12 protein-coding genes are annotated in these 15,707 nt (G+C 36.7%); 5 read left to right on the plus strand and 7 right to left on the minus strand.

Annotation, left to right across the window (positions count from 1 at the left end):
- Positions 1-250 precede the first annotated feature (250 nt).
- From I7822_RS13540 to I7822_RS13555, 4 genes are all read left to right on the plus strand, one after another.
- Positions 251-2,011, plus strand: coding sequence for a T7SS effector LXG polymorphic toxin (locus I7822_RS13540; RefSeq protein WP_207978992.1), 1,761 nt, complete (start codon positions 251-253; stop codon positions 2,009-2,011).
- A 12-nt stretch (positions 2,012-2,023) separates the two neighbouring features.
- Positions 2,024-2,659 carry a hypothetical protein gene (locus I7822_RS13545; protein ID WP_207978994.1) on the plus strand — a complete coding sequence of 212 codons (636 nt, stop codon included), beginning with the start codon at positions 2,024-2,026 and terminating at the stop codon, positions 2,657-2,659.
- 114 nt (positions 2,660-2,773) lie between these two features.
- The gene (locus I7822_RS13550) at positions 2,774-3,253 is read left to right on the plus strand and encodes a hypothetical protein (RefSeq protein ID WP_207978996.1); all 480 of its coding nucleotides are present in this window, start codon (positions 2,774-2,776) and stop codon (positions 3,251-3,253) included.
- A gap of 451 nt (positions 3,254-3,704) precedes the next feature.
- Positions 3,705-4,259, plus strand: a complete 555-nt coding sequence (locus I7822_RS13555; RefSeq protein WP_207978998.1) for a hypothetical protein — start codon at positions 3,705-3,707, stop codon at positions 4,257-4,259.
- Between the two features lie 382 nt (positions 4,260-4,641).
- Here I7822_RS13555 and pepT read toward each other — a convergent pair whose 3' ends face one another.
- From pepT to treP, 5 genes are all read right to left on the minus strand, one after another.
- Entirely contained in the window at positions 4,642-5,880 is a 1,239-nt protein-coding gene (pepT, locus tag I7822_RS13560) for a peptidase T (RefSeq protein ID WP_207979006.1), read from the minus strand.
- A gap of 227 nt (positions 5,881-6,107) precedes the next feature.
- Positions 6,108-6,671 (minus strand): CBO0543 family protein, encoded by a 564-nt coding sequence (locus I7822_RS13565; protein ID WP_207979007.1) that lies wholly within the window; start codon positions 6,669-6,671, stop codon positions 6,108-6,110.
- Positions 6,672-6,893: 222 nt separating this feature from the next.
- On the minus strand, positions 6,894-7,610 hold the full coding sequence (gene treR / locus I7822_RS13570) for a trehalose operon repressor (protein ID WP_207979010.1): 717 nt from the start codon (positions 7,608-7,610) through the stop codon (positions 6,894-6,896).
- A gap of 133 nt (positions 7,611-7,743) precedes the next feature.
- A complete protein-coding gene (gene treC / locus I7822_RS13575) occupies positions 7,744-9,435 on the minus strand; it encodes an alpha,alpha-phosphotrehalase (RefSeq protein WP_207979012.1) in 1,692 nt (563 codons plus the stop codon).
- A 93-nt stretch (positions 9,436-9,528) separates the two neighbouring features.
- On the minus strand, positions 9,529-10,929 hold the full coding sequence (gene treP / locus I7822_RS13580) for a PTS system trehalose-specific EIIBC component (protein WP_207979019.1): 1,401 nt from the start codon (positions 10,927-10,929) through the stop codon (positions 9,529-9,531).
- 348 nt (positions 10,930-11,277) lie between these two features.
- Here treP and I7822_RS13585 point away from each other — a divergent pair, with 348 nt between their 5' ends.
- Complete coding sequence (locus tag I7822_RS13585) at positions 11,278-12,390, plus strand: YecA family protein (RefSeq protein WP_207979021.1); 1,113 nt, start codon at positions 11,278-11,280, stop codon at positions 12,388-12,390.
- 130 nt (positions 12,391-12,520) lie between these two features.
- Here I7822_RS13585 and ade read toward each other — a convergent pair whose 3' ends face one another.
- Together ade and I7822_RS13595 are read right to left on the minus strand one after the other, a co-directional pair.
- The gene (gene ade, locus I7822_RS13590; RefSeq protein WP_207979023.1) at positions 12,521-14,254 is read right to left on the minus strand and encodes an adenine deaminase; all 1,734 of its coding nucleotides are present in this window, start codon (positions 14,252-14,254) and stop codon (positions 12,521-12,523) included.
- Positions 14,255-14,514: 260 nt separating this feature from the next.
- Positions 14,515-15,456, minus strand: a complete 942-nt coding sequence (locus I7822_RS13595; RefSeq protein WP_243459454.1) for a DMT family transporter — start codon at positions 15,454-15,456, stop codon at positions 14,515-14,517.
- Positions 15,457-15,707 lie beyond the last annotated feature (251 nt).

Raw genomic sequence — 15,707 nt, forward strand, 5'->3', positions numbered from 1 at the left:
AGCCCCTATTTTTTTATACCAGGTAAGAGAGTATAAGTTTTTGTACTTAGTTTAGGTGTCTAGCTCCAGCGCCTATCGCCTATCAAACTTCAGATCATCTCCCTACGATAAGTCAACATCGGTTCGCTACGCTTACCGTGTTTCCTTTATCTCAGTCGATGCTCCTCCAGTTTGTACGGCGATGATCAAGGCGCTTGCGCTTTTCTATACCAATCTCTTAAAAGAACCCAAAAGAAAGGAAGGGCAGACGGTGACTGTGAAAGTATATGAAGCGAAAACATTAATTGATTCAATGGAAGCAAGGTCTAAAAGCTATAATGACTTACGGGGAAAGCTAGAACAAGTAAAAAGCCAATTCAATGATATCGTCAATCTAGACGACCAACTTCAAGGCAAGGGAGCCGACGCCATCAAAGGCTTCTACCAGGCCCAAATGGATGTTGCCGAAGCCTGGCTCCGCCTGATTGATCGAAACATTGCCTTTTTTAATGGCATCACAGGAACAGCTGAGGACAAGGATTTATCAGGTGATACGGTTGTCCATGTCCCATTTTTAGAGGATGAACTCACCCATCATGCGAGAAGCCATAAAGAAATGGTCTCAAGCCAACGGGACGAATTGAAAAGGATCTTCAACCGAATTGATGATCTGATTTCTCTCGACGTCTTCTCAAAGGAACAATTTGATGAGCATATGGAAAAAGCAGAAAAAGACCGGAAAGACACAGCTGATGCGGTTGACCAGATAGATAATAATCTAAAATCAGAATACATCCTATCAGAGGGTGATGAACAATATGTTGTCGCACTCTTTCAGCAGCTAATGGAAGCATCCCGCCAAGGTAGCAACATCCAACCGATTCATTTCAACGCAGAAGCCTACAAAGCAAGTGACGTCTATCAGCTGAAGGAACAAGCTGAAAAGCAAACAAAAGAATACCTCTCATTCAAAGACGAACAAGAAAAATTCAGAGAACAGTTAAAGCGACAAGAGGAGCTAGAAAATCGCCCATGGTACGAAAAAACATGGGACGGAATCAAAACCTTCACAGGCGAACTCACAGGATACTACGATTATATCCGTGCTTCAGAAGGAGTTGATCCGGTTACTGGCGAAAAACTAACAACAGGTCAACGTGTCGCAGCCGGAGCCATGGCAGCAGCTGGCTTCATTCCAGTCGTAGGCTGGGCAGGGCGCATCGTCAAAGGAGGAGGTGCCATCTACAAAACCGCCAAGGGCATGCATGCCGCTGACCAGGCATTAGATGTCTACCGAACGGCAAATACGTTCTCTACCCTTGAAAAAGCAGAGATGGGCATCTATGGGCTTGTGTCTGCCAATGGGTTTAGTGAATACTTGACTGGTAAGGATATGTTTGGGAATGAATTGACAGAAGAGCAGCAGAAGAATAGCCTTTATCAGGCGCTAGGGTTGTTGGCTGTTGGTGGTGGGGCTTATTATGTTAATAAGTTGCAGGCGGATAATGCGGTTTATCAGGCTCCGAAAGGTAATTTTTCTAATTCCATTGATGCAATAAGTGAGGCAGATAGAGCTAAATTAGATGGTTGGGCATACCCACCGAACGAACAGAAGTATTTAAAGTATAAAGAAGTTTATGATAATCCAAAATACTATGATCAAGAGACTGGGAATATTAACTGGCCGCCAAACAATGGGTTTGAAGGAAAACCTATAAAAATAGAGATAGAAAGGGGAACTGTAATAGATAGATATGGTGCTCCTAGTGGAACTTTTGTATCTCCAGCGGGTATTCCATATGAGCAAAGAGCGCTTGCTTTGCATAGTGATGAAGCCCCATATCATAAATATGAAATATTAGAGCCATTTGGAGTTGAAAGTGGGAAAATTGCCCCTTGGTTTGATAGACCAGGAGGAGGAACTCAGTATTATACGGGTAATATAAAAGTTATAGATATAGAGACTGGAGAAATGGTCGAAGCAACAGTAGAGAATTTGGAAAAGTTAGGATACATACGTGAAATAAAATAAGAGGTGAATTTTGTGGATTTAAGACAGGTATCAGGGCTTTTGAATCATGTGGGGAAATTAACTACATATCAAGATAATTGTATCAAAGAAGATGTACCACCTTATGAAAACTATTATATGTTAGAAAAAAGTGGTGAGAAATGGGAATATGGATTATTTATTCTTGAAAGGGAAAATAATCCTTATTTGAGAAAGATAAAAGAATTTAATACAGAAGCAGAAGGTGCAAAATACTTCCTTTTAGACAGATTATCCTCTCACTATTATTCAGAAAGAGTTCGACCATTTATAATGGATCATACAGAATTGGACATAGGCGGGCCAACTTTTGATGAACACAAATTAGTTAATGCATTCTCATTAATAGGTATACCTTCCTCTTTATATGTTATCGATAAATCGCAAATAAATGGAAGAGCAATAATGTTAACGCAGGCAGATGATACAAATTCAATTGTATCTTTTATTGATAGCAAAGGTAACACCATACAGTCTACAGTACCAATTAATAATCAGAGAGCTTTACTAATTACTTTTAGAAAGGTATTTATGCTTTATCTTTTTGAACAAGAAGTAAATCAATTACTAGAAGCAGAAAATTTAAATAATGTTTTCTCGGATAAAGACATAAATATTTTTCTATCCTAATGCTAATTGGTAGAAGTGTAGGGCCTAATTCTCTTGATATTAGGCCTATTTTTGTACATTTGGAATGAGAGTTTGAAAAGGATAATATATTGGTATATCACCTAGGAGGAAAATATGACAATCGAAATTGAATACGCTGAAACTATTATTGTTTGGGTACATTATCGAGATAAGTGGAATTGGTATGTTACTGATAAAGAACTGTGGTTTCTAGATTTAATAAAATATGAACAAGCATTTATAGATGCTGGATATGAGTTACATAATCAAGGAGATTTTTCAGATCGATTTGATATTCCAATAGTCAATAGACAAACGGCGGCAGACTTTATTGAACATATTGAAGAGTTTAAAGTGACAACAAATCAACTTAGTAAATTTTTATTGAAAGAGCCGAATAAGGAGGAAATTGATAAGTATAAACCAGTATTATTTGTTGATTTTGATACTGAAACACTTATTTCTAGTTTTCCTGAGCCAGCATCGTATGAGGAGTATGTCCCTGAGAATTGGGAGAGTGTATACAAAGACTTTTTAGAGGATGTCCCAACGAATGAAAGGTATTGGGTGATTGGTGGGAAAAGTTATTTTTAAATAAATAGTAAAACTACAATTGGTTATGTATATGGGTTGAGAGGAACAGCTACACCATTACCGGGGAGTTGTTAATGAACGGTGGAGCAGAACAAATTGTACACCACTCAATGCAAAATGCTAGTGAGAATTGGGGTCATCCCAAAATACTAGGGGGATTATAATGACGAAGAAAGATTTTCTACTTAAGTTTGAGTCAGAGAAAATTAATATGGGTGAATATATACGAAACAAGAGAGCGTGGAGGCCACTCTATAATCAAAGAATTAGATAATGAAAATGAAACGTTCGACTATTTTTATGATTTACTAGTAAGTAGAAATGATTATATAGCATAAAACAAATGAAAATTAAGATTTTGGTTTAGATAGTGACAGGATAATCATGTGTTTACTTATCTTCAATCTATTAAGCTAGTATTAAAGCAAAAGATCATTTAGAGGAGCAGTTGATGAAAATAAAAGACTTTATCTGGAATTCAAATAGTGTAAGCTGGAGCAATCATGAGGAAATGATTGAACTAAATCTTTCAACTATCCAATTTGCAACTTTGGATCAACAAAATGAATATGTTTATATAGAATGCGGAAAAGACTTGTCATCGAAAACTCAATTTTATTATTTTTCATTTGACGGAAGGCGTATTTTTACATACGACAAGATAAATGGAAACATCTCATGGTTATATAATGAAAGATTGGTTGAAGTTGAATGTGAAGATATACTAACTGCCAAATTAGAAATGAAGGGTGCAATCATATTAGTTATTTCCAGTGGTCAACATGAGAAAGAAAAACTAATAGGATTCACCTTAGATGGAGAATTGTTATTTGAAAAAGAACCGCCGAAGGGATATCACTTTTTATATTTTTCAACTGTTAGTAATAAACCATCTGTAGTTTGCGCAGGCGAAAGGGATCAAGCCGATAAGTTCGGCAGGAATGACTGGCACTTTAAGATCGATACAAAAACAGGAGATTTGTTGAAATCTAATTTAGCTTATTAAGGAATACAAGGCGAGATGCCTCTAAATCTCTATCTCCTCACAAAAAAAGGATGAAATTGATAAAAAGGCGATAAAATGAAGGATAAACATCAAAATCAACTCCAATATACTTATTTTGAACTAACGTAAATAGCCGCTCATAAATGGAAGACAAAGAACTCTTCTATTCTTGAGCTGCTATGTGAGACTCCTCCAGGAGTGCGAGTCCAAGGGAGACTCACGCAAGTGCAAAGCACCGAGGAGGCTCCCAGACCGCCCGCGGAAAGCGAACGCCTGCAGCGGAAATCAACAACCAAGTTTAACAGTGCCTTCTTTAAAAAGTGATAGAGTTAAGTTCGAAATTAAAAATTCATCGACAAAAAACAAAGTCCGTCACAGCTTTTTATTTACTTGCTCGTTCTTCAAACAACTTAATAATTTCAATCACTGTATTCGTTGCTTGGATCATATTTTCAACCGAGATAAATTCAAATTTACCGTGGAAATTCTCTCCGCCTGTAAAGATATTTGGTGTTGGCAGTCCCATATAGGAAAGCTGGGATCCGTCTGTGCCGCCTCGGATTGGTTCAACGATAGGTTGAATACCTAAATTCTCCATCGCTTCATGAGCAATATCTACTATGTACTTAACTGGCTCAATTTTATCTTTCATATTAAAGTATTGATCATTTAATTCTAAAATAATTGTTTCCTGTCCATATACTGCTTTGAATTCATCGACAAGTCCAACCATTTTATCTTTCCTTACTTGAAAGTGCTGTTTATCGAAATCGCGTATTATATAGTGGAGCTTTGTTTCTTCAACATCACCAGTTATTGTGAGTAAATGATAGAAGCCTTCATAGCCCTCAGTAAATTCGGGTGCTTCCATTGCTGGGAGCTTGCTATTAAACGCCATCGCGATCTTGGCCGAATTGATCATTTTCCCTTTAGCTGTTCCAGGGTGGACATTATTTCCTTTGAAGGTAATCTTGGCAGCAGCAGCGTTAAAGCTTTCATATTGAAGTTCACCGAGAGGTCCACCATCCACTGTGTAGGCAAAATCAGCATCAAATGCAGCTACATCAAATTTGTGGGGACCCCTTCCAATTTCCTCATCAGGTGTAAAGGCCACTCTAATTTTTCCATGCTTAATTTCTGGATGATTGATTAGATATGCCATCGCCGTCATAATTTCCGTAATTCCAGCTTTATTATCAGCACCTAAAAGTGTTGTGCCATCAGTTGTAATGAGTGTATGTCCTTTATAATTTTTGAGATTTGGATAATGAGTAGGAGAAAGGACAATATGTAATGGTTGATTTAAAACAATATCGTTTCCATCAAAATTTTCAACAATTTGTGGTTTAACGTTCGTACCTGTAAAATCAGTTGCTGTATCCACATGTGCTAAAAATCCAATTGTTGGGACTTGCTTGTCGGTGTTTGAAGGAAGAGTTGCCATCACGTATCCGTTTTCATCAATGGAGACTTCTTTCATACCAATTTCGTTTAACTCCTCAACAAGCATATTTGCAAGTGTCAGCTGACCAGGTGTTGATGGACAGGATTCATTGTTTTCATTTGATTGGGTATCCACTTTAACGTAATTAGTAAATCTTTCAATAATCTCGTTTTTCATGGGAACTTCCTTTCTTATCGTAGGATAGTTTTATCTTATCATGATCAAAACAGAATCGCATGTATGATTGCATAGATATATATATATGTATCCTTTTGTGGTCAAACAGAAAAATAAGCGAACATACAATAAAAAAGAGCTTGGTTAGACCAGCTCTTTAAAGGAACTATTTTATAATGCACGCCCTTCTACAAGAATTTCCCTTCAGAAAGGAATATCAATCATCTTCATTCCTCATTTAGTTTTTTGAAACTATCCATCCGACTAAACCAATACGCTATAAAAAACAATAAGAGATAAATAAAAAAGTCATAAAATGTTGACCAACCTTTCGGATTATAAAAATCAAGCATATTAAATACATTCATTCCGATAAAGGCTGCCAAAGCAGAAAAGATAATACCCTTTATTAATGGATTAGCGTTTGGCTTAATTTGAAGAAAAAACATAACGGCAATTGGGGCTAATGAAAAATGATAAGGAAGAAATAGTTGAGATGCTATAGGTGAAAACTTCATAGGATAAGACCATAGGCCTAAAGAACTCGCTATAAGGTCAATCATTATTGATAGCAACATTGTAATAACGCCAGCGAATAGTAATCGACCAGTGCTTTCCCTTTTTCTAAACATTAACCAAAAAATCCAAGGGAGAAAAATTAAGCCAATTCCTAACCACCATTGCCATGTAAATAAAAAGGCATTAACAACTGCATCAGACATCATAGCATGTCCTTCAGTAATCTGTTGATAGGCTTTTTCAGTTTGCTTTATCCCTTCTTCAACTGTCATTCTAAACTCAACTCCTTCAAAATAAGAGGCTTTTATTGATAAATTAGCTAAAAACTTCTGTGTATGAATGATTCCTATATATTAACGTTTGCATTATTATTACGAACTATGTATTGGTTAAAGTAAGAATAATTGCTCAAAGAAAAAAACACATGATTCATAAGTAGAATCAATGTGTTTTTTCGTTATTTTAATTTAGAACTCTCTAAATGTAAAAGTAGTTCAAACCCCACGCCGCGCAAAGTCAACAAACCGAAATTTATCGAGACGATGACGCGACTCTGTATATTGGAACAAACTTGCATTATCTAAATACACATAGTTTTTGACGACAACGATGTGGGAAAAGCCTTCTAAGTCGAGATATTGTCTGTCTTCCTCCGTACAATCCTCAACAACGATCTCCTTTTTTGCAAAGCTAATGTTTAATTGAAGCTCTTTTTCTAAGTACTCATAGATTGAATCTTCACAAATTTGTTTAGTTAAGGTTGGCACATATTTCTTTAGGAAATAGTCCTTATCTAAGATGATATGTTCGCCACCAATCGTTCGTGAGCGAAACACCTTCCAGATCTCATCCTTGCTTGAAGCATTTAATTGTTGTTTTATAAATGGGTCAGGCTTCACTAAACCGAAATCATGGACAGTTGTTATCGGGTCCATATTTAAGTTTTTAGAAACTTCTTTAAAGCTCACTAATCCTGAGATTGGGAAACTCATCTTTTGTACATCAATGACAATTGAGCCTTTGCCTCTTATTTTTTGAATAAAGCCGTTTTGGGATAAGAGATTTAACGCTTTACGGATCGTCTCTCTGCTCGTGTCATATGTTTCAGCTAAGTCATGCTCAGATGGAAGTGCTTCGCCTGCTTTGATTTCACCAGAATTTATTTTATCTGTCCATTCTTTGTAGATGGCAAGGTATTTATTATTTCTCATATTTTATCACCATTATTATCTTACCATGAACAAGTATGACGATGCATTTTGATCGTTTATGAAATTATAAAATTCTTGAACTGTGGATAAGCGCACGACATCCAGCTCCAGCGCTTTTGTTCCTTTAATCTTTCTATTTAATAGTTTGTAAATAATATACAACAGATTCATATGGGCGAAGTTCCATTTTTTCAAATGTCTCAACAGAATCTGGATAGTTAGATACTAATTTTTTTCTTGAAAATCCGTCCACTTTGATGTGGTCAGGCAATGCGAATGTTGTTGATTTTTCATAAAAATTATTAACAACTAGTAGCTTTTCGTTTGCTGTTGTTCTTATATATGCAAAAATTTGTTGATCATCTTGTAATAGTAGCTCGTAATCGCCATCTGTAATAATGTCGTATTCTTTACGTAATGAAATTAGCTTTTGATAGTGATAAAAGATTGAGTTTGGATCATTTACAGCATCCTCTGCATTAATCTCTTTATAATTATTCGCGACATCAATCCAAGGAGTTCCAGTTGTGAAACCTGCATGTTTTGTGTTGTCCCATTGCACTGGAGTTCTAGAGTTATCACGTGATTTATGTCTTAGTATTTCAAGAATTTCTTCTTCAGACATGCACTTTTGCTGCAAAATGCTGTACATATTTAACGATTCAACATCACGGTATTTTTCAATCGATGTGAACTTAGGGTCTGTCATGCCAAACTCTTCGCCCTGATAAATATAAGGAGTTCCTTGCATCATATGAATGGTCGTTGCGAGCATTTTCGCTGATTCACGGTGATATTCTCCATCATTACCATAGCGGGAAACAATTCTAGGTTGATCATGGTTGCACCAAAATAGTGCATTCCAGCCTCCGCCTTTATTCATTCCTGTTTGCCAGGTGGATAAAATATTTTTTAATGCAAGGAAATCCATTTCTCCAATTGCCCATTTTTCACCATTAGGGTAGTCGACCTTTAAATGATGGAAGTTAAACGTCATACTTAGTTCTTGACGCTCGGGATTGGAATATTTAATACAATGGTCAATTGTCGTGGAGGACATTTCACCGACTGTCATACTATTATGTTTTGAGAACACTTCCGTATTCATTTCATGAATATACTCGTGGACGAGAGGACCATCTGTGTAAAATTTTCTTCCATCACCAGGTGGTACTGATCCGTCATCATCTGGGAAGTCTTGATTTTTCGAAATGAGGTTGATGACATCAAGACGGAATCCATCGACACCCTTTTCAAACCAAAATTCCATCATTTTATAGACTTCATTACGAAGGCCTTCATTTTCCCAATTTAAATCAGCCTGTGTGACATCAAATAGATGGAGGTAATATTGTTCTGTTTTCTTGTCGTATTCCCATGCAGGGCCACCAAATTTTGATTCCCAGTTGGTAGGTAAAGAACCATCAGCTTTAGGATCCTTCCAAATGTAGAAATCACGATATGGGTTATCCTTTGATGATGCAGCTTGCTTGAACCACTCATGCTCAGTTGATGTGTGATTTACAACAATATCCATAATGACTTTAATGCCATGTTGATGAGCCTTATCAAGTAATTCATCAAAGTCTTCCATTGTGCCATACTCTTCATGAATCGAGTAGTAATCACTAATATCGTAGCCATTATCTTTTTGCGGAGATGCATAAATCGGTGTAAGCCAGATGATATCTACACCTAGTTTTTCTAAGTAATTTAGTTTGCTAATAATCCCCTGTAGATCGCCTACCCCGCTTCCATTCGTATCATTAAAGCTTTTCGGGTAAATTTGATAGACGACCGCTTTTTTCCACCAAGGTTGTTTCATTTTTTACACCATCCTGTCAGGTTCAATATTTTGCTATATGATGTGAAATAGCAGGGAGCCTAATCTAAACGATAGGCTCTCCGCTTTTATCTATTATTTTTCTTTACGCATTTTCCCGAATAACAAGGTTAGGACAAATGGTACTACAATTACAATGGCCATACCGATAAAGAATGATCCCCAGTTTTCCGGGAAGATGGATAGGAATCCGGGTAGGCCACCGACACCTATAGATGGAGCCTTTACGCCTTGAATTGAGATAAACGCTCCTGCAAGTGCCGACCCAATAATAGCTGAGATGAAGGCAAAGCGGAATCGTAAGTTTACACCGAACATTGCTGGCTCAGTAATACCAAGATAAGCAGAAACAGCGGATGTTATCGATAGACTTTTGAGTTTCTCATCTTTTAATATGAACATCATTGCTAGCGCTGCGGTACCTTGAGCAATATTTGATAATGCAACCATTGGCCATAAGAAGGTACCGCCAGTGTTGCCGATTAACTGTAGGTCTACTGCTAAGAATGTATGGTGCATACCCGTGATAACTAAAGGTGCGTAAAGCCCACCGTAAATTAATCCTCCAACAATTGGTGCTACATCGAAAATTCCTACAACCGCATCTGTAATAACGTTACCAATTGCAAATGTAATTGGTCCAATTGCGATAAATGAAACAAGTCCGGTTACCAAAAGCGTAATTGGTGCAACAAGTAGTAGCTGAAATGCATCTGGAATGAGTTTTCTTAAGAACACTTCAAGCTTAGATAACACATATGAAGCAAGCAGGACTGGTAAAACTTGTCCTTGGTAACCAACCTTCTGTACTTCTAAACCAAATAAGTTCCATGTCGGAATTTCCTCAGCTGCTCCATAGCCCCAAGCGTTTAAAAGGTCAGGGTGAACAAGCATTAAACCAAGCACGATACCTAGTAATGGACTTCCACCGAATCTATTTACAGCAGACCAACCGATTAATCCAGGTAAGAACACAAACGCAGTGTTAGCTATTAAGTTAATGATGCTTGCTACATCTGCCCATTGAGGATAAACCTCGATTAAAGCCTCATCAAAGAAAATTCCTGGCCCCGTTAAGAGGTTATTGATCCCCATTAATAAACCAGCTGTAACAATGGCAGGTAAGATAGGAATAAAGATATCTGCTAATGTTTTAATCGCACGTTGTAGAGGGTTTAAATTCTTCTCAGAAGCTTTTTTTACATCATCTTTAGATGCTTCCCCTACTCCAGTTTGACTTACGAGCTCTTTATATACCTTATCAACAGTACCTTGGCCAATAACTACTTGAAACTGTCCATTGGTTGAAAATGACCCTTTTACAAGATCGATCGATTCAAGCGCCTCTTTATCTACTTTTCCTTCATCTGCTAACGCAAAGCGTAAGCGTGTAACACAGTGTGTAGCTGCTGATATATTATCTTTACCACCTATTGCATCTATAATTTGACTTACTTGTTTTTGATCAACACTCATGGTTTTCCCTCCATACCCATCAATTTGGTAAAAATATTTTAATACATATTTGCACAAGCGTAGCGTTTTCATTATTGAAGCAGCCTGTCGAAATATGTATATACATGTCATGTGTTTATCTTAAACTTGTATATACATGTTGTCAATAAAAATAAATGCGTTTTCAAATAATAATTGTAGTAAATTATTCCCGCTACTCTAAATAGTTCAAACCCCTACTTTATGATTTTTTTCTCTCAATAGTAGTGCGTCATTGTTTTGAAAAGATACACATGTTAAAACATAGGTAGACCATTTTTTTCGCAACAGAAATGAAGTAATAACTATAGAAATAGAGAGGACGATAATATGAACTTTAAAGACAGAATTGAACCTTTCCTCATTACGGATGATCTAATCGTTCAGGAATTTGTTGTCCAAGCCTTACATGATTACCCAAATGTTAGTAAGAGCTGGGTTGAAAAGCTTGTCAGAGAAGCTGTGGAAAATGAAGAAAAAAGCTCGACAATTTTAATTTATTTATCAATTGATCCTATGCATGAAGAGATTGTTGGACATTTAGTTGAAGGAGCCCGACGTGCGCCTAGTAATATGCGCCATTTATATTTTCAGTTGTTAGCTGATTTGGATCCTGAACTTGCCTTAAAACATAAGGAGGATCTAACTCCATTTCTTCCTAATGATTACTGGTCTCTATATGATGTCCTAGTAAATAGGACTGAAGAAGAGGTCTGGATTTTATTTGAGGACATTGTTAACAAGCTAGAGGCTGAAACAAACCTTAATTCGAATTTATATATAACAGCCAAAAAAGTTGCTTATACGCTTGTGAAAAAAGGTTGGGTAACTGAAGCTCAACTAGATAAAACTGTACAAGAAAACCTAAAAGATAAATGGTTTAGTTATAATGGAATCCTTGTCGTCTATATGATTGGTTTAATGAAGAATGATAAGTACATACAAACACTAGCCCCCTTGCTTGTACGAGATGAGGACATACTGCTAGAGGAAGTTGCCGCAACTTTGATTTCCTTGCAAACGGATGAGGTTGTCGAGGCGGTTGTGCCATATCTTTTAATTGAAGAATCGAATATTTTTGCTGCTTCTATAATAGAGAATATCAAGACTGATTATGCAGTAGAGGTTTTACGAAATGCTTATCGTGAGGTCGAGGATGAAGATAGTCAAGCCATCATTATTGAAGCACTTGTCCATCAGTTAAGTCCTGCAGCAGAACCAGAAATTAATCAATATGTAAGTGAAAGGCCTACCTCATTTTTAGTTGAAGTTGAGCAGTTAGCGTATAGCTACTATAAAATCATTGGGTTGGATCATCCACTTATGGAGGAATGGAAGTTGAAATTAACTAAGGCTGGTCCGCCTGTAAGTACTGAAAAGGTTGGAAGAAATGAACCATGCCCTTGTGGAAGTGGGAAAAAGTACAAAAAATGCTGCGGGTAAGTTAATTAATGTTAGCACGCTTTGAAGTGAGAGAATCGAAAAATCCACCGATTCTCTCAATATCAAGCGCAAATTCCTCGTTTGACAGAAAACTGTTCGGAACTAGAACATTACTACTTTATAGTTGAAATTAAAGAATAACATCAATATGTTTAAAGTCTTTCACTTGAAAGAGTCCGAGATCAGTAAGTTTTAGTTCTGGTATTACCGGTAAAGCCAAAAACGACAAAGTTAAAAAAGGATTAAAGTTCCCTTTAAAGCCAATTTCTTTTAAGGCATGATCGATAAGCATTAACTTATCATTTATGATTGCAAAGGGACTAGCAGTCATCAATCCAGATATTTCTAGTGGTAAAGAAGCTAGTATTTCACCATCCTTTACAACAACCATTCCTCCACCCATATCCTTCATCATTTCAGTTGCTTTGTATAAATCATAATCGTTTGTAGCAAGTGCAACAACATTATGTGAATCATGGGCGATAGTTGTGGCAATTGCTCCGGTTGTTAGACCGAACCCCTTTACGATGCCTAACCCAATATTTCCTGTATGGCTATGTCGTTCAATTACAGCAATTTTAAGCTGATCCTTATCAATCGATGGTTGAAAGAACCCATTGCTTGTTTCGATTTCTTCGACAATATGCCTCGTTATTATTTTATTTGGAAGAACCTCAATAATATTTGCTTTAGCATTCTCTGGAGATTTTAATCGTAACTCATCGACTGCGAAATTTTTAAAATGAACTGTATTTAATAACCTGTTAGGTATCCTTACATCTGCTGTAGTGTTTTCGGTGTTAATAAAAACACCCTTTTCGGCTATACGTTTGCCTTTGATAAAAACTTGGTCTATTTCAACCGTCTCAAGATCATTTAATAAGATCAGATCTGCATCATACCCAGGAGCAATTGCACCCTTTGTCTTTAAGTCGAAGCATTCAGCTGCATTAATTGTAGCCATTTGGTATGCAAGAATCGGATCTAACCCGTTTTTAATGGAAAGCGAAATACTATAATCGATGCTACCTTCAGCAAGTAAATCATCTAAATGTTTATCATCAGTAACAAATAAACAGCGACGGGCATTTCTTTCAGTGACCACTGGCAATAATGATACTAAATCCTTTGCAGCAGACCCTTCTCTAAGCATGACATACATGCCCCTTTTTAAACGATCATACGCTTCTTCTGGTGTGACACATTCATGGTCTGTTTTTATACCAGCTGTTAAGTAAACATTTAAGGGATCACCTGAAATTCCAGCTGCATGGCCGTCAATTTTTTTCGATAGCAGATTAGCGGCATGGAGCTTTTTTAACATGGCTGGATCTTGATTAAATACTGATGGAAAGTCCATGACTTCTCCTAAGCCTAATACGCAGTCATGCTCATAAAAAGGTTGCAAGTCTTCAGCTGAAAGAATTGCGCCAGCATGTTCAAACGGTGTTGCAGGAACACATGAAGGGAGCATGTAATAAATGTTTAAGGGTGCGTCCTTCGCGGAATCGATCATAAACTGTATTCCATCGGTTCCATTAACATTTGCAATCTCATGAGGATCAGCAATGACCGTAGTTACTCCATGTGGTATAACAACCTGTGAGAATTGAAAAGGCGTTACCATCGCAGATTCGATATGAACATGGCCATCGATAAAGCCTGGAGAGATAAACTTTCCTTCTGCATCAAGCGTTTTTACCCCTTCATAGTCGCCAATCCCAACAATGATTCCGTCAGTAATGGCGATTGTTTCTTCAATCAATTCACCATTAAATACATCAATGATTTTACCGTTTTTAATGACTAAATCAGCCTTTATTTTCTTGGCTGATGCTGTGAGCTTTCTTATAAATGGTTCCATAAAAATAAAAACTCCTTTCGTTATATACGAAAAAAACCGCATGAAAAAAGTGTGAATTACTTCCTTTCTGCGGCTTTCGAATGACCTACTTTGAGAGTGAAAGAGAATGTTATGATATGCTTTTTGATTATTTAATGACTGTCTTTGTATAGATTTGGAAACAGCCTATTACGATAAATATTAGTTACCCTAACATTCTATGTCAAGTTTTTTAACGTTGTGTTAATGTGATCCTTTTACAATTAAAGCTTCAAACTGATTTATTTTGATATAATCATTTCCCTTTTGCTTTTTTGGTGTCGTAACAAATCCTCTAATCCTCCAGCACCTAAGACAACACCAAATATGATAAAAATAAACCCGATTACTTGAGTGAAGGTAATCATTTCATCTAAAAACAGTGCAGCTCCAACTAATGCGAAGAATGGGTTAAGGTTAATGAATATCGCAGATTCGGCTGCACCAACTTTTCCAATCGCGTAATTGTATGTCATATGTCCAACAGATGTTGCTAAGAAGGCAGATGCAAAAAAGATGATCCACACTGTGTACGATCCACTAGCCATAGCCATGCTTTGAATGCCATTTGGCTCTACAATTAGGCTGATGATGAATAAGAAAACTGACCCAATGATCAACATATATCCTGTCATAAGACGTGGATCTAATGTTGAAGAAACCTTTTTGATCATGATAAAGCTTATCGTTTGTAAAAATATTGATAAAAATACGTGAATATCACCTAAAGACATGAATTGTAGCCCTTCACCACTTTGGAACACAATAAATGAAATTCCGATAAAACCAAAAATAACTCCACAAAAGCGTAGTAAGGTCACTTTGTTTTTTAGAAAAAAGATTGCTAGAATCGTTGTTAATATAGGCCCCATACCTAATATAAGCCCACCGTTAGATGCTGACGTTCCCTTTAATCCAACGGATAAAAAGTAGTGATGCCCAACAACATTAAAAAGTGAACAGATGAGAATATAAAGAAATTCTTTTTTGGAGGGCTTTCTAATTAGTTTTAAGTAAAACAGGATGATGAACACACCAACACCTGCCGTGAAAATTCGGAGTGCTGTCATTGTGACTGGCATAAAGCTTGTGACAAGCAGTTTTGTCGCAATAACATTGAATCCCCAAATCACCATAACGAAAAATAGAGAAATATAAATTGGATATTTACTTTTGTTACTCAAATCTTTTCCTTCTTCCTTTTCCAACAATTTAGCTTAAAAACAGTGTCATAATATTTCATAAATCATATAGCAAACGACTCTATCTGTCTATAATCAAGCTATTATCGTTATTGCTGACTTCAAAGGGTTGTTCGTAAAAAAATCATTATGTAAGGGATTATTAGTTTCTAGAGGCTGACTCAAAAGGGTCTTCCCCTATGGTTTTGAGTCAGCCGAATAGGTTTCGTATTTGAATTGCTATTGGCGGTAGC

Origin of the sequence: Metabacillus bambusae (assembly GCF_017497975.1) — a bacterium.
GTDB lineage: Bacteria > Bacillota > Bacilli > Bacillales > Bacillaceae > Metabacillus > Metabacillus bambusae.